Annotated in this window: 11 protein-coding genes; 9 read left to right on the forward strand and 2 right to left on the reverse strand. The window is 68.1% G+C overall.

Features of this window, described 5'->3' with window-relative positions; translation table 11 throughout:
• Positions 1-3: 3 nt before the first annotated feature.
• From glgX to treY, 4 genes are read left to right on the forward strand one after another with little or no spacing between them, the layout of a single operon-like run.
• Entirely contained in the window at positions 4-2115 is a 2112-nt protein-coding gene (glgX, locus tag KYT87_RS14545; protein WP_046805725.1) for a glycogen debranching protein GlgX, read from the forward strand.
• Entirely contained in the window at positions 2112-3911 is a 1800-nt protein-coding gene (gene treZ / locus KYT87_RS14550) for a malto-oligosyltrehalose trehalohydrolase (RefSeq protein WP_219992541.1), read from the forward strand. Before glgX ends, treZ begins: the two co-directional genes overlap by 4 nt.
• On the forward strand, positions 3908-6313 hold the full coding sequence (gene malQ / locus KYT87_RS14555) for a 4-alpha-glucanotransferase (RefSeq protein ID WP_255594126.1): 2406 nt from the start codon (positions 3908-3910) through the stop codon (positions 6311-6313). Before treZ ends, malQ begins: the two co-directional genes overlap by 4 nt.
• Positions 6310-9198 (forward strand): malto-oligosyltrehalose synthase, encoded by a 2889-nt coding sequence (gene treY / locus KYT87_RS14560; RefSeq protein ID WP_219992542.1) that lies wholly within the window; start codon positions 6310-6312, stop codon positions 9196-9198. Before malQ ends, treY begins: the two co-directional genes overlap by 4 nt.
• 213 nt (positions 9199-9411) lie before the next feature.
• Here the strand turns inward: treY and fhuE are convergent, their stop codons facing one another.
• Positions 9412-11625, reverse strand: coding sequence for a ferric-rhodotorulic acid/ferric-coprogen receptor FhuE (gene fhuE / locus KYT87_RS14565; protein ID WP_219992543.1), 2214 nt, complete (start codon positions 11623-11625; stop codon positions 9412-9414).
• Between the two features lie 252 nt (positions 11626-11877).
• Here fhuE and KYT87_RS14570 point away from each other — a divergent pair, with 252 nt between their 5' ends.
• Genes KYT87_RS14570 through KYT87_RS14580 form a run of 3 tightly spaced genes read left to right on the forward strand, consistent with a single transcriptional unit; the run spans position 11878 to position 15497 of the window.
• A complete protein-coding gene (locus KYT87_RS14570; RefSeq protein WP_219992544.1) occupies positions 11878-13020 on the forward strand; it encodes a metallophosphoesterase in 1143 nt (380 codons plus the stop codon).
• Between the two features lie 25 nt (positions 13021-13045).
• Complete coding sequence (locus tag KYT87_RS14575) at positions 13046-14539, forward strand: hypothetical protein (RefSeq protein ID WP_219992545.1); 1494 nt, start codon at positions 13046-13048, stop codon at positions 14537-14539.
• Between the two features lie 49 nt (positions 14540-14588).
• Positions 14589-15497: a ProQ/FinO family protein gene (locus KYT87_RS14580; RefSeq protein ID WP_223264997.1), complete on the forward strand. Its 909-nt coding sequence runs from the start codon at positions 14589-14591 to the stop codon at positions 15495-15497.
• Between the two features lie 94 nt (positions 15498-15591).
• Here KYT87_RS14580 and KYT87_RS14585 read toward each other — a convergent pair whose 3' ends face one another.
• Positions 15592-16173 carry a DUF4202 domain-containing protein gene (locus KYT87_RS14585; protein ID WP_046807778.1) on the reverse strand — a complete coding sequence of 194 codons (582 nt, stop codon included), beginning with the start codon at positions 16171-16173 and terminating at the stop codon, positions 15592-15594.
• Between the two features lie 254 nt (positions 16174-16427).
• Here KYT87_RS14585 and KYT87_RS14590 point away from each other — a divergent pair, with 254 nt between their 5' ends.
• Entirely contained in the window at positions 16428-18545 is a 2118-nt protein-coding gene (locus KYT87_RS14590; protein ID WP_255594130.1) for a hydantoinase/oxoprolinase family protein, read from the forward strand.
• On the forward strand, positions 18542-20269 hold the full coding sequence (locus KYT87_RS14595; protein ID WP_219992547.1) for a hydantoinase B/oxoprolinase family protein: 1728 nt from the start codon (positions 18542-18544) through the stop codon (positions 20267-20269). The genes KYT87_RS14590 and KYT87_RS14595 overlap by 4 nt, the downstream gene beginning before the upstream one ends.
• Positions 20270-20378 lie beyond the last annotated feature (109 nt).

The following is a 20378-nucleotide window of genomic DNA, read 5'->3' on the forward strand; positions in this document are numbered from 1 at the left end:
TCCATGGACCCCACTCAGTTCACCCGCCTTACCTCCGGCAAGCCGTATCCGCTGGGCGCCGTCAGTGACGGCTTGGGCGTGAATTTCGCCGTGTTCTCGGCGAACGCCACCCGGATCGAACTGTGCGTGTTCGATGCGCGCGGCCGCAAAGAACTACGACGCTTCGACCTGCCGGAATGTACCGACGAAATCTGGCACGGCTACCTGCCCGATGCCCAGCCCGGTTTGATCTACGGCTATCGCGCCCATGGGCCTTACGACCCGCGCAACGGCCACCGGTTCAACCCGCACAAGCTGCTGCTGGACCCCTACGCCCGCCAGCTGACCGGCCCGGTCAGCTGGAGCGATGCGCTGTTCGGGTACCGCCTGAACCATGCACGCGGCGATTTGTCGATGGACCGCCGCGACAGCGCGCCGGCCATGGCCAAGGCGGTGGTGACCGAAGACGTGCCCTTTAACTGGGGCAACAGCAAGGCGCCCGACACGCCGTGGACGGACACCACGATCTACGAAGTGCACCTGCGCGGCGTGTCGATGCAGCGCGAAGACCTGCGCCCGCCGCTGCGCGGCACCTGCGCCGCGCTGGCGGACCCACGCTTTATCGAACATCTGCATCGCCTGGGCGTCACCGCCGTCGAACTACTGCCCGTGCACGCCTTCCTGCAAGACCGCTTCCTGTTGGAACGCGGGCTGCGCAACTACTGGGGCTACAACACGCTGTCGTTCTTCGCGCCAGAACCGACCTATCTGCAACGCGGCCCGAACGACCTGCGCCAGGCCGTGCGCCGCCTGCACGCCGCCGGGCTGGAAGTGATACTGGACGTGGTCTACAACCACACCTGCGAAGGCAGCGAACTGGGCCCCACCCTGTCGTGGCGCGGCCTGGACAACGCCAGCTACTACCGCTTGATGCCGGGCGAAGAACGCTACTACATCAACGACACCGGTTGCGGCAACACCGTCAACCTGTCGCACCCGCGCGTGCTTCAGATGGTGACGGATTCACTGCGCTACTGGACGCAGTCGTATGGCGTGGACGGCTTTCGCTTCGACCTGGGCGTGACGCTGGGCCGCGAGGGCACGGGCTTTGACCCGGGCTCCGGCTTTTTCGACGCCTTGTTGCAGGACCCGGTGCTGGCCGGCGTGAAACTGATTTCGGAACCCTGGGACATTGGCCCGGACGGCTACCAACTGGGTAGCCACCCGCCCGGCATGGCGGAATGGAACGACCGCTACCGCGACACGGTGCGCCGCTACTGGCGCGGCGACGAAGGCATGCGCGGCGACATGGCGGCCCGGCTGTGCGGGTCGCGCGATGTTTTCGACCGCCGCCACCGCCGCCCCTGGGCCAGCGTCAACTTCATCGCGTCGCACGACGGCTTCACCACGCAGGATGTGGTCAGCTACGACGGCAGCCACAACGAAGCCAACGGCGAAGGCGGCAACGACGGTCATTCGGAAAACTACAGCCACAACTGGGGCGTCGAAGGCCCGACCGACGACGCCGCCATCCTGGAAACGCGCGGCCGCGTGCAGCGGGCGCTGCTGGCAACCCTGTTCATGTCGGACGGCACGCCGATGATGTTGGCGGGCGACGAATTCGGCAACAGCCAGGACGGCAACAACAACGCCTATTGCCAGGACGGCCCCGTGTCGTGGCTGGACTGGACGCAGGCGCAAAGCGACGAAGGCCGCGCACTGAGCACGTTTGTCGCCCGTGCGGTGGCGCTGCGGCGCGACCACCCCAGCCTGCGCGCCGCCCGCTTTGGCGACGCGGCGCAGGAGGTGTGCCCCGGCGTCAGCGCGATCGGCTGGTTCGACACGCACGGCGGCCCCATCGACCAGGGCGCGTGGGATGACCCGCAACAACGCACGATGGCGCTGCGGCGCGCGGCGCTGCGCGAGGACGGCAGCGCGGACATCACTTTGCTGCTGATGAACCCGGGCGCCGAACCCGCCACCTTCGCCCTGCCCGAGCCCGGCCAAGCCTGGCTGCGAGAGCTGGACTCGGCCACGCAAGTGCCCGCCGCGCCCGTCACCGAAAACGAAATCACCGTACAGGCGCACAGCCTTGTCCTGCTGTCTGCTACCTGCATCTCCGGAAATGGATCATGACCGTGTTGCCCGAACCGTATACCCACGGCGCGCTGCCGCTGCCCGATGGCCGCACGCGTTTTCGCCTGTGGGCTCCCTCCGCTCCGCCCGACCTTGCGCTGGTTATTCCCGGCCGTGATCCCATCCCCCTGCATCCCGAGGCCGATGGCTTTGTGCAGGTTGACGTCGATTGCACGGCGGGTACGCGTTATCAATACCGCCTGGGCGCAGGCCTGCTGGCGCCCGACCCGGCGTCGCGCCAGCAAGACGGCGACGTGCACGACGCCAGCGTGGTGGTGGGCGCGGACAGCTATCCGTGGCGGCACCCCTCATGGATGGGCCGGCCGTGGCGCGAAGCGGTCATCTACGAAGCGCACGCCGGCCTGGCGGGCGGCTTTGCGGGCCTGACGCAAAAGCTGCCCGAGCTGGCCGACATGGGCTTTACGGTGATTGAGCTGATGCCGATTGCCGACTTTCCCGGACCGCGCAACTGGGGCTATGACGGCGTGCTGCCCTATGCGCCGGACACGGCCTACGGCACGCCCGATGATTTGAAAAACCTGATCGACACGGCGCACGGGCTGGGCCTGTGCGTGATGCTGGACGTGGTCTATAACCACTTCGGCCCGGACGGCAACTACCTGTCGCAGTACGCGGCCCCGTTCTTTCGGGATGACGTGGCTACCCCGTGGGGGTCGGCCATCGATTTTCGCCAGCCCCCCGTGCGCCGCTACTTCGAAGAGAACGCGTTGTACTGGCTCACGGAATACCGCTTTGACGGCCTGCGCCTGGATGCGGTGCACGCCATCCCTGACCCGGAATGGCTGGTAGAGCTGGCGCAATTTGTGCGCGGGCAGATTCCGGCGCAGCGCGACATCCATCTGGTACTGGAAAACGACGACAACCGCGCCAGCCTGCTGACCGATGGCTACGACGCCCAATGGAACGACGACGCGCATCACGTGCTGCACCACCTGTTGACGGGGGAATCGCGCGGCTATTACGCCGACTACGCAGACCGCCCTGCCCAGGCCCTGGCGCGCTGCCTGGGCGAAGGCTGGGTCTACCAAGGCCAGCCGTCGCCCTACCGCCAGGGCGCCGCCCGTGGCGAGCCCAGCGCGCACCTGTCGCCCACGTCGTTTGTGCTGTTCCTGCAAAATCATGATCAGACCGGCAACCGCGCGCGCGGCGAACGGCTGACCCTGCTGGCCGAGACCACGGAACGGCTGCGCGCCGGGGTCGTGCTGCAACTGCTGGCCCCGCAGATTCCGTTGGTGTTCATGGGCGAAGAAGCCGGCAGCCGCGCGCCTTTCCTGTACTTCACCAGCCATACCGACCCGGCCTTGGCCACGGCGGTACGCGAGGGTCGTCAGCGCGAATTCGCCGCCTTCCCCGAGTTTTCGGGCGCAAACAGCGAGGCCGTACCCGACCCCAACGCCGAAACCACCTGGGACCAGAGCAACCCCTGGACGCCCGAGGCCAGCCCCGACGCGCAGCAGTGGCGCGACCTTTACCGCGCGCTGCTGGACATGCGCCAGCGCGTCATCGCCCCGCGGCTGGACGGCGCCAAGACCGTGTTCGCGCGTGCCGTCGGTGAACACAGCGTGCATGCCAGGTGGCGTCTGGCGGACGGCGCGCTGCTGTCCGCGTACGTCAACCTGGGCCCCGTGCCGGAGGCCCTGCCGCGTCAACAAGCGTCGGCCGCGCCCTTGTTTTCGGCGCTGCTGTTTGAGTCGCGCGCCGGTGCGTTCGACGCGTTGTGCCAGGGCAACCTGTGCTCGGAAAGCACGGTATGGCTGCTGGAGGAACCCGCATGAGCGCCGACGCCCCCGCCGGGCTATCGGAGTTGGCGGCCGACGCCGGTATCGCGGAACACTGGACGGACGCGGACAAGCGCCCGCAACGCGTCTCACCCGACACGCTGCGCGCCCTGCTCGCCGCGATGGACCTGCCCGCCGGGTCCGAGGCGGATATTCGCGACAGCCGACAAAGGCTGGCCGACATGCAATCGCAGTCGCACCTGCCCGCGATGCTGGTCGCCGTCACCGGTGAAGCCGTGTTTCTGCCACGCAACTGCGCCGGCGCTTATCGCATCGAACCGCCGGCCGGGCCTGCCATCACCGGCCAAACGACGGACCAGAACATTGACCGGCCCGAGGACCAGCCTACCGGCCAAGGCGGAGGCCAAGGTGCAGGCCAACGCACAGGTCAACGCACAGGCCAAGGCAGAGATCTGCGCACAGACCAACGTACCGGCCGACCCACGCAGGCGGGCGGCACCGCGCCAATGTTGCGCGCCCCGTCCACGCCGGGCTACTACACGCTGCACACGGCCGGCGGCGTGACGACGCTTGCCGTTGCGCCCGCCCGCGCGCCTTCCGTGGACGAGCTGCTGCAAGAGCGGGACGCGCGCGCCTGGGGCCTGGCCGTGCAGGTCTACAGCCTGCGCCGGCCCCACCCCGATCCCACGCAGGCCACGCACGGCTTTGGCGACTTTGGCGCGCTGCGCGACCTGGCCCAGGCAGCCGGCAATGCGGGCGCGGACGCGCTGGCGATCAGCCCCGTGCACGCCATGTTTGCCGCCGACGCGGCGCAGTGCAGCCCGTATTCGCCGTCCAGCCGGCTGTTCTTGAACACCTTGTACGCCGATCCCGCCGCCGTCCTGGGCGTCGACGCCGTGCGCGATGCCCTGGCAGGGATGACCCACACGCGCTTGCGCTCGCTGGATGCCCAGCCGTTGATCGATTGGCCCGCGGCCGCCGGGTTCCGGCACCAGCTGCTGCGGCGTCTGCATGAACGTTTCACCACGGCCGCCGGCGATGAACAGCGCCGCGCCTACGACGCCTTCCGCAACGCGGGCGGGCAAGACCTGCGTGACCACGCGCTGTTTGAAGCGCTGCACGCGGCGCACAGCCTGGAGGCGGGCACGCCCGTGCCGTGGACGCAATGGCCGGCCGATCTGCGCGACCCGCGCTCATCCGCCGCGCAGCAGTTCGCCGCGCAGCATGCCCAAGAGGTGGACGCGCATGCGTTCGCCCAGTGGCTGGCCTCGGCCAGCCTGAAGCAGGCGCAGCGTGCCGGCCGCGATGCGGGCATGCGCGTGGGCATCGTGGCGGACCTGGCGGTGGGCGCAAGCCCGCTGGGCAGCCACGCATGGAGCCGCCAGGCCGACTTGGTCAAGCGCGCCAGCGTGGGCGCGCCGCCGGATATCTACAACCCGCTGGGCCAGGGCTGGGGGCTGACCGCGCTGTCGCCCGCGGCCTTGCAGAAGTCGGGCTATTCGGCGTTTCTGGCCATGCTGCGAGCCTGCCTGGCCCACGCGGGCGGCCTGCGTATCGACCACATCCTGGGCATGGCCCGGATGTGGCTGATCCCTGATGGCGCCGGTCCCCAAGACGGCGGCTATGTGCGCTATCCGCTGCGCGAATTGCTGCGCCTGACTGCCCTGGAAGCGTGGCTGCATCGCGCGCTGATCGTGGGTGAAAACCTGGGCACGGTGCCGGAAGGCTTTGACGCGCTGCTTGAAGAACACGGCGTGCTGGGCATGGACGTACTGTGGTTCATGCGCGCCCCTGCCACGCCCGACGGTTCCGACAGTTCCGACAGCTCCGAAAGTTCCGACAGCTCCGACAGTTCCGACACATCCGACGCGCCCGACACGCCCGGCACGTCCGACACGTCCGAGACATCCGACCCGTCCGTCGCTGCCGACCCGTCCGACACACCCGACGCCCCATCCGCCCCCCCGGCCTTCCTGCCCCCTTCGGAATGGCCCAAACACGCTGTTGCCATGACCACGACTCACGATTTGCCGACTTTGGAAGGCTGGTGGCACGCCCAGGATATTCTGTGGCGCTCCCGCTTGAACCTGCTGGGCCCCGGCCAGGAAGAAGCCGCCCAACGATCCGGCCGCCTGGAAGAACGCGCCACGCTGTGGCGTTCGGTGCAGGCGTCCTCGCCCACGGCCTCGACCCGGCCCTTGCCCCGCCAGACGCCCAGCGCCGAACTGCTGGGCTTTGTGGCCGCCACGCCCTGCCCGCTGATGCTGGTCACGCTGGAAGACCTGACGGGTCAGCTGGATCAGCCCAACCTGCCCGGCACCATCGACGAACACCCCAACTGGCGCCAACGGGCGCCGTTGTCGGTGGACGACTGCCTGACCGCGCCCGCCAGCCAGGCGCGCCTGCGTCCCGTGCGCGCCATGCGGGGCCGCTCATGAAGCCCGTCGCCCCGCCCATCGCCCCCAGCATTCCCCGCGCCACGGCGCGCCTGCAATTGCATGCCGACTTCACGCTGGACGACGCACGCCGGCAGCTTCCCTACTACGCCGCGTTGGGGGTCAGCCACCTATACCTGTCGCCCATCACCCAGGCCAAGGCGGGCTCCACGCACGGTTATGACGTTATCGACCACCAGCGCGCCAGTGACGATCTGGGCGGCGAAAGCGCGCTGCGCAAGCTGGCAGACGCGGCACGCGCCCACGGCATGGGCCTGATTGCCGACATCGTGCCCAATCACATGGCCGCGCATGCGTCCAACGCCTGGTGGGCCGACGTATTGCGGCTGGGCCGGCAAAGCGCGCAAGCCGGCACCTTCGACATCAACTGGGACGCGCCCGACCCCCTGCTGCGCGGCAAGGTGCTGCTGCCCGTGCTGCCCGACCCGTACAGCGAAACCCTGGCAGCGGGTGGCATCCGGCTGGTGCACGATGCGCAGTCGGGCACCAGCTATATCGAAGCCGGCGGCCAGCAGTTGCCGCTAACGCCCGGCTCGGCCACCGGGGACCCGGCCACCTTGTGCGCCGCCTGCGACCCCGGCAGCGCGGCCGGCCAGGCGCGCCTGCACGCCTTGCTGGAACGCCAACACTACCGCCTGGCCTGGTGGCGCACCGCGCCCGACCTCATCAACTGGCGCCGCTTCTTTGAAATCAGCGAACTGGTGGGCGTGCGCGTGGAAGACGAGGACGTGTTCCACGCCGTGCATGCGCTGGTCTTGCGCTTGTACCGCGAAGGCGTGCTGGACGGCCTGCGCATCGACCATATCGATGGCCTGGCCAGCCCCGGTGCCTATCTGCGCCGCTTGCGCCGCGCCATGCGCGAGGCGGACGATGCCCGCAGCCAGGCCGGCCTGCCCGGCGAAGGCTATCTGGTCATTGAGAAGATCCTGGCGGACGACGAAGCGCTGGAACCGCATTGGCCCACCCACGGCACCACGGGCTACGACTTCATGGACCAGGTGGGCGCGCTGCTGCATGCCCCCCAGGCACAGGCGCCGCTGGAACAGTTCTGGGCCAGCCTGAGCCGCGACGCGCGCGATGCCCCGGCCCAACTGCGCGACGCCCGTCACCGCATGCTGGCACGCCACTTCCCCAGCGAAAGGCACGCGCTGGTGACGGCGCTGGCGCGCATCGCGCACATGGATGCGCGAACGCGCGATTGGACCCAGCCCGCCATCGACCGAGTGCTGACGGCGCTGCTGGCGGCATTCCCGGTGTACCGCACCTATGCAGAGGACGGCGGCCGCAGCCCCGCCGATACGCACTGGTGCCGCATCGCGCTGGACCAGGCGCGCGCGGCGCTGGGCGACGCGTCGGCCGACCTGCGCTTGCTGGACCAGTTGGACCACTGGCTGGGCGGGGGCACGCCGCCGTCCGAGTCCGCAACGCCCGCAACGTCTGCACGGTCTGCAACGTCCGCAACGCCCTCAACGTCTGCCACGCCCGCACCGGCTGCGGCTGCGGCTGCAATCCCCGGCGCCGACTCGGCGGACGCCCCCGATTCCCAGCAGGCCGAGGCGCGCACGCTGGCCTTGCGCCGGTTCCAGCAGCTGACGCCGCCCCTGGCCGCCAAAGCCTTGGAAGATACGCTGTTCTACCGACGCGGCCCGCTGTTGTCCCGCAACGAAGTGGGCTCCAGCCCAACCCGCTTCACGCTGCCGCTTGAAGAGTTCCATGCACTGTGCGCCGCGCGTGCGCGCACGCACCCGCATGCCATGCTGGCCACCGCCACGCACGACCACAAGCGCGGCGAAGACACGCGCGCCCGGCTGGCCGTGCTGTCTGAAATCCCCGACGAGTGGCGCCGCACCGCGGACGGCTGGATTGCCCGGCTGGCGCCGCCCGGGCCGCCCACCCCCGCCGACCGCTACCTGCTTTTGCAAAGCCTGGTGGGCGCGTGGCCGCTGTCGTTGTCACCCGACCGGCTAAGCGAACAGCCCCAGGCCGTTGCGGACTTTCTTGGCCGCATCGCGCAGTGGCAGGAAAAAGCCCTGCGCGAAGCCAAGCTGCACACCAGTTGGACGGACCCGAACGCCGACTACGAGGGCGCCGCCCGACGATGCATCGAGGCCTTGCAACAGCCCGGCGACGGGCAGGCCCTGCTGCGAGACATCGGCACCTGGGCGCTGAAAATTGCGCCAGCGGGCCTTGTGAACAGCCTGACCCAGACGGTGCTGCGCAACACGGTGCCCGGCGTGCCCGATCTTTACCAGGGCGCGGACCTGTGGGACTTCAGCCTGGTCGACCCCGACAACCGCAGCCCGGTGGACTACGCGGAGCGGGCGGCGCTGCTTGCCGAATCGAATCCGTCCGGCACCTTGGAAGGCGATGCAACGGATGCCACCGCGCCCTTGCAGGAAGACGCGCGCCCGGACGTCCTGGCAGGGCACGTTGACACGCCCATCGCCACCGACGCGCAGGCATGGCGCAGTGGCGCCATCAAGCAGTCACTGATCCAGCGCGCGCTGGGGCTGCGGGCGCGTCACCCCGACGTTTTCCGCCTGGGCGACTACACGCCGCTTGCGGCGCACGGCCCGCGCGCTGCGAACGTCGTTGCGTACCTGCGCCGCCATGACGGGCGCTGTGTGCTGGTGGTGGCGCCCAGGCTGTGCGCCATGGCGCTGGCCGGCTACGCCCAGGGCAAACCGGCGCAGGCAGCGGCCTTCTGGGAGGGCACGCGCGTGGCGCTGCCGGCAGACGTGGACGCGGACATGGACGCCTTGCGCGACGTGCTTTCCGGCCGCCGTCCCAGCGTGAACGGGGCCGGCGAACTTGCGCTGGACCAACTGTTGCGAGACGGGCCGGTGGCGCTGTTGGCGACGGAGTAGCGGGAAGGACGGCGTAGCGGGAAGGCAAGCGCGGGGGTGAGTGCGGCGGCAAGTGGGGAGGCAAGTGCGGAGGCGACTCCCCACGGAGCCGCCGCGCTGCGCCCGACCCGGTCACGCTTGGTACGGCTGCCGTTTACTGCTGCTGCCGTTTACTTCTGCTGCCGTTTACTGCTGCTCGCGCTAAGTACTGCTCCCGCCAAGTACCGGTCGCGCTCAGTACTGGTATCGCATCGTCACCATCGCGCTGCGGCCGGCGCCCCAGGCGCCCTGGCTGTAGAAGCCGACCTGGCTGTAGTACTTGCGGTCGAACAGGTTGTTCACGTTCAGCTGCGCCGACAGGTTGCGATTGAAGCGGTAGCGGGCCATCAGGTTGGTGATGGCGTAGCTACCCTGCCCCACGCGTTCGTCGCCATTTGGGCCGCTGGCGATGGTGTAGACGCCGCTTTGCCAGTTCACGCCGCCGCCCACCGTCAGCCGGTTCCAGTCGCCCGGCAGCTGATAGGTTGTGAAGACGCGCACCAGCGTGCGCGGCTGGTCGGTCTGGATGGCCGCCCCGTCGCCATCACGCGCGGTCCAGTGCGACCAGCCCGCCGCCAGGTTCCAACCCGGCGTCACTTCTCCGGACACTTCCAGGTCAAAGCCCCGGCTGCGCGTTCCTTGTGCGGCCCGATAAGCCTGGTTGATCGAACCCGGCACCAGGTAACCCGGGTCGGTCTGCGCCACGTTGTCCTGTTCCACCTGGAACACCGCCGCGCTGGCGTTCAAGCGGCCTTCCAGGAATTCGCCCTTGACGCCGGCCTCGTAGGATTTGCCTTCCAGCGGGTCCAGCCAGCCGCCGTTGCGGTCCTGGTAGCTTTGCGGGTTGAAGATGCCCGTGTAGCTGACGTAGGCGGTGTAGTTGTCGTTGATGTCGTACAGCAGCCCGGCGTACGGCGTGAACGCGTTCTTGTCGAACGCGGTGTGGTCACCACCACCAAAGCCCACGGAATCCGTTTTCCAGGTGCTGTAACGGCCGCCGACGATCAGCTTGAGCGGGTCGGCCAGGTTCAGACGCAGCGCGCCGTACCAGCCTGTCTGCTTGGTGGTGTAGCGGCTGGCGGTCACCGCCGTGTCGCTCCAGTCGGGTTCCGGGTACGAGCCGTCCCAGTCAAAGAAGTTGCCCACCGGCGCGGCGTTCAAGCCCGCGCGGTAATCAAAGTCGGCGTACTGGCGGGTGAAGCTGGCGCCCACCACGGCTTCGTGGCGGCGGCCAAAGGCGGTGAACGGGCCGGTGGCCTTGACGTCCAGGCTGTTCTGCTTGCGGTCGCCCAGGTACCACGAGGGCGACCCATTCACGCCCAGGCCGGTCTGGCGGTCCGGCCAGCCGTACAGATAGAGCAGCTTGCCATCCATTTCGTGCTTGGAATGCGAGGCCACCGCCTGCACCCGCCAATCATTGTCAAAGCGATGCTCCAGGCTGGCGAAGCCGCCCGTCGTGGTGCTGGCCCAGGAGCTCCAGTCGGCACCGGTGTTCAGCGACCGCTTCCAGTCGGTGCGCCCGCCGTCGGCGTACCACAGCGGAAAGCCGCCCCAGCTGCTGCCCTTGGGGCTGTTGTCCTGGTAATTGAAGCCGGCGCTGAAGGTGGTGCGCGACGTAATGTCCGCGTCGACCACGCCGTAGAACACTTTCTTCTGGCTTTTGTAGTCGTCCAGGTAAGAGTGGTTGTCCTGGTAGGCGGACACGATGCGACCGCGCACGCTGCCGTCCTTGTTCAGCGGCGTGGACAGGTCCAGCGTGCCGCGATAGGTGTCCCACGAGCCCGCGCTGACGCTGATGTCGGCCTTGAATTCGCGGCTGATGGCGTGCTTGCGCACCAGGTTGATGGACGCCGACGGATTGCCCGCGCCGGTCAGCAGGCCGGTGGCGCCGCGCACGACTTCCACGCGGTCATAGATGATGGTGTCCATTGACGACTCGCCCGCCGCATAGCCGCTATCAAAGCCCGTGGGCACGCCGTCGTACAGGTAATTGCTGATGGCGAACCCGCGCGAGCTGAACGAATAGCGCTCGCTGTCGTAGTTCTGCACCGCGATACCGGGTGTATTGGCCATGACGTCGGCCAGCGACCGCATGTCTTCGTCTTCCATGCGCTGACGTGTCACCACGGTGACCGACTGCGGCGTCTCGCGCAGCGTCAAGGCCATGCCCGTGCCGGCCGCCGTGGCGCGGGGCGTGTAGGATCCCGTCCCTTCCGTGGTGGTGGGGTCGCCGTCGCCCACCACCTGCACGCTGGGCAAGGTGGCCACGGCGCCGTCCTGCGCCTGGGCCGCCGCGCCGCTGGACGCCAGCGCCATCAACACCAGCGCCGGCGTGCGGCGCAGCCGCCACGCAGGACGATCGGAAGAGTGAATACGGGGGCTGCCGCCCAGCGGCCTTTGATCTTGCATGCTGCTTTCCTTTCCCACTTCGGGTTGCGTTGTGGGAAAGGAGTGTAATGCGACTGATTCGCATATACGTTTGCTGTTGTGAATTTACGACGGGAGATGGCAACGGGTGATGTCCACGGGGGATGCCACATAAATCCACGACGCAAATTTGTCCCTACGCGCCGTGGGCATACCCAACACGGCACCCGGCGCATCGGCATAATGTCGCTGGCTTCGGCCCTTATTCCAGTCGCTTTCCGTAGGAATCCCTTCGTGTTCCATGTCTTTACCGGACTGATCAGTCTTTACGTCATCTGGCGTTTCGTCCTGCCCCTGTCGCTATCCCGCCCGGCCAAGGGGGTGTTGTCCCTGTTGCTGCTGGGTGTGGCCGAGCACCATCTGGTGACGCGCAATTTCTTTGGCTCGATGGCCTCGCCCGAGGTGCCCGCCACCTTGCTGATGGCGCTGGGCTGGGCCTTTGGCGCCCTGCTGCTGCTGGCCATGCTGCTATTGCTGCGCGACGTGGTGGGCGTGGTGGTCTACGTGTTCTCGCGCAAGCGGGGTCGCGGGCTGCTGGCTGCGCACGGTTGGGCGCAGGGTGCGGCGGTGGCGGCTGCGCTGCTGTCAGTCATTGGCGTGTGGCAGGCCGTACGCGTGCCTGATGTCAAAACGCTGGAAATCGCCCTGCCCAAGCTGCCGCCCGAACTGGACGGCTTTCGCCTGGTGCAACTGACCGACCTGCACGCCAGCCGCCTTCTGGAAGCGCCGTGGATGGACGCGGTGGTCAAGAAAACCAATGCGCTGTACCCGGACCTGATCGTCATCACGGGGGATCTGGTCGACGGCACGACCGATGCGCGCGCGGCCGATGTGCTGCCGCTGCAAGCCCTGCGCGCGCCACAAGGCGTGTACGCCATCCCCGGCAACCACGAGTACTACGCCGAGTACCAGCGCTGGCTGCCCGCCTTCGAAAAGCTGGGCCTGCGCCTGCTGCTCAATGACCACGTCACGCTGACGCCCAATGGGCAGCGCCTGGTGCTGGCGGGCGTTACCGACAAGATGGCGGCCGCCTACGACCAGCCCGTGCCGGACGTGGCGCGGGCATTGCAGGGCGTGCCCAAGACCGACCCGGTCATTTTGCTGAGCCATCGCCCCCCAGGCGCGGCGCTGAACGCCCAGGCCGGGGCCGGACTGCAACTGTCCGGCCATACGCATGGTGGCCAGATCCTGGGACCGCACCTGCTGACGCAACTGGCCAACGAGGGCTATGTGTCCGGCCTATATCAGGTGAACGGCATGCAGTTATATGTCAGTAATGGCACCGGGCTGTGGCCGGGCTTTCCGATCCGCCTGGGCCGCCCTTCCGAAATCACGCAGATCGTGCTGCGCGCACCAGCCCGAGTGGCCGCGCCGTAGGCTGCCTACGCCCACCCACGTTCCCATGACCTACCTGCTGTGGTCCCTGCCCGCGCTGACCGTGATCGTTGCCATCGCCAGCGGGCGAGTCAACACAACGATGGCGGCGGTGCTGGGACTGTTCGCCGCCATTGCGGTAGCGCTGAGTACCGCGCCCGGCGCTTTCACCGGCGCACAGCTGGCGGTGACCCTGGAACGCGGCGGGTGGATCGGGTGGATCATCACGCCCTACATCCTGGGCGGCTTGTTGTTCTGGCAGATGGCCTCGCCCACGCAGCCGGCCCCGGCCGGTGGTGGCCCCGCCGGCGTTCATCCTCCGGAACTGAACGACCCGCTGGCGCGTCGGCGGCGCTTGTTCTTTGCCTGTTTCCTGATCGGCCCTTTTGCGGAATCCGCTACGGGTTTTGGCGTGGGCATGCTGGGCACCGTGCTGCTTATCCGCCCGCTTGGCCTGAAGCCCCGCGACATCATGATCTTCGCGCTGTTGAGCCAGACGCTGATCCCGTGGGGCGCGATGGGCAGCGGCACCTTGCTGGCGTCCGCCTACGCACGCGTTCCAGCCTCGCAGCTGGCGTTGTACAGCATGGTGGCGGTGGCCTTGCTGATGGCCGTGTGGATGGCGCTGTTCTGGCGCACGGCGCGCATTGCGGGCGTTAAAGTAGGCACCGCTAAAGCCGGCACCGCCGAGCACGTCAGGGAAGCCGGCTGGATCGTCACCAGCCTGGCATCGCTTTGCGCCGCCACAGCCCTGTTGGGCCCCGAGACGGCGCTGCTGGCCGCCTACGGCCCCTTGATCGTGCTGCGCTTCGTGCTGGATCGCAGGCCCGATCGCACCCAGGCGCTTGCGGCCGCCCGCCGCGCGTTGCCCTACATCCTGGTGATTGCGTGCCTGGTGGCCACGCGGTTGATCCCTACGCTGAATCGCGCGTTGGGCGCCTGGGCCGATATCCGGCCGTTTGCCGACCTGCCCGCCTGGATGCCGTTTCTGCATGCCGGCAGTTGGCTCGTTGCCGGCGCGCTGGCCATGGCGGTGTGGCGGCGCCAGCCGGGCGCGCTGGCCGTGCAGGCGCGCGCGGCCTGGCGCACCGGCCGGCATGCCGTCATGTCCGTCTTTCTGTTTGCCATGATGGCCGAGGTGCTGGCCGGCGCCGGCATCTCGCAAGCCTACGCGGACGGCCTGTTCGCCGCCTTGCAAGACTGGACCATCCTGATCACGCCGCTGCTCGCCGGCGCCTTCGGCATTCTGGCCAACAGCGGCAACGCGCCGAACAGCCTGTTCATGCCGTCCCAGCTATCATTAGCCCTGCACGCGGGTCTGAATGTGCCGGCAGCGGCAGCGCTGTTACACGTTTCAGGCACGTCGATGGGGTTTTTTTCACCCGTCAGGATGTCAATTGCGGCGGGTTTGGCCCACGGACAAGGGCAAGAACGCAGCGTGTATGTTCTACTACTGCCGTTTGCCCTGGCCGCGTTCGGCATTCTTTTATTCCTGGCACTGCTTGTCGTGCTGTCGGGATAGCCGCCCGAGCGCTGATGCTCACGGCCTCAACCTTTTTTTTGTGTAGCACATGGGACTAGAACAGTTAGCCGCGATCCGGGCCTTGATCACCAAGCAGGCGCCTGAAGAGCCGACCCCCAAGAAAGAATCGCGTCCGCAAGGCGCAGGCAAAGGCCCCCGCCCACCCGGCGGCGGCAAAGGCCCGCGTCCGCAAGGCGATAAGGGCCCGCGCCCGCAAGGCGGTGACAAGAACGCCCGTTCCCAGGGCGGCGACAAGGGCCAGCGGCCGCAACGCGCCGACCGGCGCGAATCGCCCGTGGACCCGGTCGTGGTCGCAATTTCGCGCTTGCAACGCCAGTTTCCCAAGGCCTTCCCCAAGAACCCCGCGCCGAAGCTTCCGCTGAAGCTGGGCGTGCTGGCGGACCTGGTGCAACATGCCCAGACGCTGCAACTGGACGAAGCGCAGATCAAGGAAGCGGTCAAGACCTGGTGCGATGGCCGCCGCTATTGGGCCAGCATGGTCGAGGACGCGCCGCGTGTGGACCTGAACGGCGAACCCTCGGGCGTCGTGACGGCCAACGAAGCCAAGCATGCCAAGCGCATGGCCTCGCGCAGCGCATCCAAGAACGCCGCCGCGCGCAACAAGGCCAAGAAAGCCGAAGCCGCGGCGGCCGCCGGTACCGGTGACGCCGCTACCGGTGACGCCGCCGTGACGGCGCCCGTGACGGCGCCCGTGACGGCGGATGTTGCCGCACCGGTGCAATCGGCCCCGCAAGCGCCGGCCGAGACGGCTGCAACCCCGGCTGCAACTCCTCCTGCAACTCCGACTGAAAGCGCGGCCTCCGCAACGCCCGCCGCCACGCCGGATGCATCCAGCGATGCGTCGACCCCGGCGGCTGATGCACCGTCCGCCGAGCCGACTTCGCCGGCCACGGATTCGTCCACGGATTCGTCCGCCGACAAGCCCGCGCAGTCCTGAGTCACACCGTCATCGGGCCACATCGCCCGATGACGGCAAAAAGCCCGGCCCGCAACGATCCGTCGCGGGCCGGGCTTTTGCATGCGTCCTTGCTTCAGGCCGCCAGCGCCTGCTCCAGATACCGCATCCCTGTCGGGCTGTACGGCAGCGTCAGCGCCCACTGGTGACCCGCCGCGTCCATTTTCTGCAACGACTTCCTCAAGATCTCCACGATCTTCTCCCCATGCGCGGGATGGAACGCTTCGTACTGGTATTGCAAAAACACCAGGCACAAGGCGTTTTCCATGGTCTGCACGTCGGCGTCCTGCTTGATGCCCTGCTTCATCACGATGGTTCTCACGCGGTCGATCACGTCGTCGGCGTAGCCCGCGTCGCGCAGTATGCCTTCCGCGATGGCGGCATGATGCCGCGCCAGCGCCTTGCGCCACGTCAGATAACCCACGCGCCCGTCGGGATAGCTCTTGCGCGTGATTTCCCAGCGCCCGATGTGCTGGCAGCGCGAGGCCAGCACCAGCGGTTCCGACGCATCCGGCGCCAGCTTCATCACCCATTCATGCAGCTTTTGCGCCAGGAATAGCTCCTGCGGACAGGTCTCGCCCTGCCAGGCGAACAGATTGGGGTCGGTGCCGTTGTACTGGTCAAACCGAAGCAGCGTCTGGTGTAGACGATCATTCATGCGGTGAGTTTCCTGCGTGCGTTGCATTTCCGGGAAGGCGCCGGAGCCGGCCAAAGACGCAACGATCATAGCGCCAAGCCGGCCGCCAGACGCATCCGCGTCGCGCAAACCGCATATCGAAACTCGAAAATCATCGTTCATGTGCGCGCGGTGACTGCTTAGGATCTGGGGTTCTTCCAACGCCGATGGCGCACCGTGCGCCCTGCTATCACCCCATGCCAGATATTTCCCTTCGGGAGCCCCAGGCCCCACCCGTGCGCGTCGCCGTCGACGTGGGCGGCACGTTTACCGACATCGTTCTGGAACGCGACGACCGCCGCTGGTCCGCCAAGCTGCTGACCACGCCCGCCACCCCGGAGACGGCCGTGCTGCAAGGCATTGAAGAACTGCTGGGCGTAGCAGGCCTGCGCTGGCCCGACGTCAGCTTGCTGATCCTGGGCACCACGCTGGCCACCAATGCGCTGATTGAACGCAAGGGCGCGCGCACCGCCCTGCTGACCACGGCGGGCTTTCGGGATCTGGTCGAGATCGGCCTGGAAGACCGCTTCGCGCAATACGACATTTTCCTGGACAAGCCGCAGCCGCTGGTGCCCCGCCCCTGGCGCCATGGCGTCACCGAACGGGTCGACGCGCGCGGGCAGGTGCTGACGCCGCTGGACGAGTCGCAGGTCATCGCGCTGGCGCATGAACTGATCGCCGCGCGTATTGAAAGCGTGGCGGTCTGCCTGCTGCACAGCTACGCCTACCCCGCCCACGAACGCCGCATCCGCGAGCTGTTGCAGGCCCACGCGCCGGGCCTGTGGGTGTCGCTGTCATCCGACATCTGCGCCGAGATCCGCGAATATCCGCGCCTGTCCACTGTCAGCGCCAACGCCTATGTGCAGCCGCAGGTGTCCGGCTATCTGCGCCGGCTGAACGACGCGGCCCGCGAACGCGGCTTGCGCGACGAACCGTTTCTGATGACCTCGGGCGGGGCCATCGCCACGCTGCAAACCGGGGTGGAAGAACCGGTACGCCTGGTCGAATCGGGGCCGGCGGGTGGCGCCATCCTGGCGCAGCACATCGCCGAGCAGACCGGCTCCGCGCGCGCGCTATCGTTCGACATGGGCGGCACCACCGCGAAGATCTGCTACATCGACGACTTCGAACCCCAGGTCAGCCGCAGCTTTGAATTCGGCCGCGTGCACCGGCACCTGAAAGGCTCCGGACTGCCTATCCGCATACCGGTCATCGAGATGGTGGAAATCGGCGCCGGTGGCGGCTCCATCGCTCGCGTCAACCACCTGGGCGTGGTGCAGGTGGGCCCCGACAGCGCGGGTTCCGCGCCCGGCCCCGCCGCCTACGGCAACGGCGGTGAACTGCCCACGGTGACCGATGCGCACGCCGTGATCGGCAACGTAACGCCCGAGCGTTTCGCGGTGGGCAAGGTCAAACTGCAACCCGAGTTGGCGCAGCGTGCCGTTCAGGCGCACCTGGCCACGCCCGCCGAGCTGGATGCGCCGCAGGCCGCGCAGGCCATCATCGATGTCGTCACGGAAAACATGGCCAACGCCGCGCGCGTCCATGCCTCGGAGCTGGGAAAGACGGCCGAAGAACACACCCTTATCGCCTTTGGCGGCGCGGCGCCGCTGCATGCGGCGGCGCTGGCGCGCAAGCTGGGCATCGAGCGCGTCATCATTCCGGAATCGGCCGGCGTGGGATCGGCGGTGGGTTTCCTGTGGGCGCCCATCGCCTATCAGGCCGTTCGCAGCTTTCACCAGCGCGTCGATGGCATCGACCACGCCGCCGTGCAGCGCCTGCTTGACGAACTGACAGCCGGCGTTGACGCCGTGGTGCGCCGGGCCGCCCCGGACACCGCCTTGACGCACAAACGGGTGGTGTTCATGCGCTACAGCGGCCAGGGACACGAAATTGCGGTCGACCTGCCGGACGGACCGTTCGACGAGTCGGCCAGCGCCCGGCTAGCCGCGGCCTTCGCCCAGCGCTACGCCGAACTGTATGGACGCAGCCTGCCGCACGTGGCGCCCGAAGCCGTGAGCTGGTCCGTGGCCGCGCAAGCCGGCCAGCGCCGCGCACGGCCGCACGACCCCATTGCCGCCGGCCAGGGCACGTCGGCGCGCGTGGCAGGCACGCGCCCGGTGTACGACGCCGCGCAGGGCCGCCGCATCGACATCCCCGTCTACGAACGCCAATCGCTGGACCCCGAACAGACGCTGACCGGCCCCGCGCTGGTCGTGGAAGACGAAACCACCACCTTCGTGCCGCCCGGCTTCGTCGCGCGCCGCAGCCGCCTGGGCTCGCTGGTGCTGGACGATACCCGTGCGGCCCAGCGTCGCCAGGCCGACGCCGCCGACAAGGACTACACATCATGAGCACCCAAGCCGACCGCTTGCACCCGGCCACCGCCGCCGCGCCCGTGGCACAAGAGCGCATCCGTTTCCAACTGGCATGGAACCGCCTGCTGTCCGTCGTGGAAGAGCAGGCACAGGTATTGATCCGATCCGCCTTCGGCACCGCCACGCGAGAAGCCGGCGACCTGTCCGCCGGCGTGTTCCTGCCCGATGGCCGCATGATCGCGCAAGCCGTCACCGGCACGCCCGGGCACGTCAACGCCATGGCCGAATCCGTCAAACACTTTCTGCGCGTCTTCCCGCCCGAATCGCTAAAGGATGGCGACGTGCTGCTGACCAACGACCCCTGGAAAGGCACCGGCCACCTGTTCGACATGACCATGGTGACGCCGGTGTTTCACGATGGCGCGCTGGTGGCGCTGTTTGCCTCCACCTTGCACGTGATCGATATCGGCGGCATCGGCAGCAGTGCCGACGGTTTGGAGATCTATCACGAAGGCCTGTTCCTGCCCATCCTGCGCTTCTTCCATCAACACGAAGTGGACCCGGGCGTGCTGGCCATTATTCGCGCCAACGTGCGCGAGCCCGAACAGGTGGAAGGCGACCTGTACGCGTTGGTGGCCTGCAACGCGATCGGCGGGCGCCGCCTGAAATCGTTGTTGACGGAGTTTGAGCTGGGCGGACTGGACGCCCTGGGCGGCTACATTATCGAGCAGTCCGAAAACGCCATGCGCCAGGCCATCGCCCAATGGCCGCAAGGCACCTGGCATAACACGCTTGTGATCGACGGCTACGACGCGCCGATCACCTTGCAAGCCAGCGTGAGCATCGCGCGCGACAAGATCCGAATCGACTTCGCCGGCACCTCGCCCAGCGTGGCGCGCGGCATCAACGTGGTGAAGGCCTACACCGACGCCTATACCTCGTTTGGCGTGCGCTGCCTGATCGGCGCCGACGTGCCCAACAACGCGGGGTCCCTGTCGTGCGTCGAGGTCGCGGCGCCCGACGGCTCGATCCTGAATGCGCGTTTTCCCGCCGCCGTCACGGCGCGCCACATCATTGGGCAGATGTTGCCCGACGTGGTCTTTGGCGCGCTGCGCCAGGCCCGCGCGGATCAGGTTCCGGCCGAGGGCGCGTCGTCGCTGTGGAACCTGCATCTGGTCGGCGGCGAGCCCCTGGCGGGCGCCACGCCCGAACAGCAGGAAGCGCTGCTGGCCGGCCCGCGCTTTAACGCCGTCAGTTTTTCGACCGGCGGCACCGGTGCGCGGCCCGGCAAGGACGGGTTGTCCGTCACGTCCTACCCCAGCGGCGTGCGCAATGTATCGCTGGAGATCCTGGAAAGCGCCAACCCGCTGGTCTTCGAACAAAAGGAATACCGGCCGGACTCGGGCGGCCCCGGCACGCAGCGCGGGGGGCTGGGCCAAACCATCGTGGTGCGCCACGCCGACCCACAAGCCGCCATGATCATTGCCGCCGCGTTTGACCGCGTCGTGCATCCGGCGCGCGGCGCGCTGGGCGGCCACGCCGGCGCGGGCGGCCAACTGGGCCTGGCCGGCGGCGCCACGCTGCGCGCCAAGGGGCGACAGCTGATTCCCCCCGGCGAAAGGCTGGTCGTGCAAACACCCGGCGGCGGCGGACTGGGCTACCCCGCCGGCCGCGACGCCGAGCGCATTGATCGCGATGTGCGCGACGGCCTGGTCAGCGCCGACCAGGCGCGCATGGCCTACCGGGAGCCACAAGCGTGACACCGACGCCGCAACCGATCCGGAAACCGATCCCGATCCCGAAACCGAAACAGAACCCGATCCCGACCCAGCACCTGACCTTGAACCAGACCCCGAGCCCGATCTTGAC

Source organism: Achromobacter sp. ES-001 (assembly GCF_019448355.1).
Taxonomy (GTDB): domain Bacteria; phylum Pseudomonadota; class Gammaproteobacteria; order Burkholderiales; family Burkholderiaceae_B; genus Achromobacter; species Achromobacter spanius_B.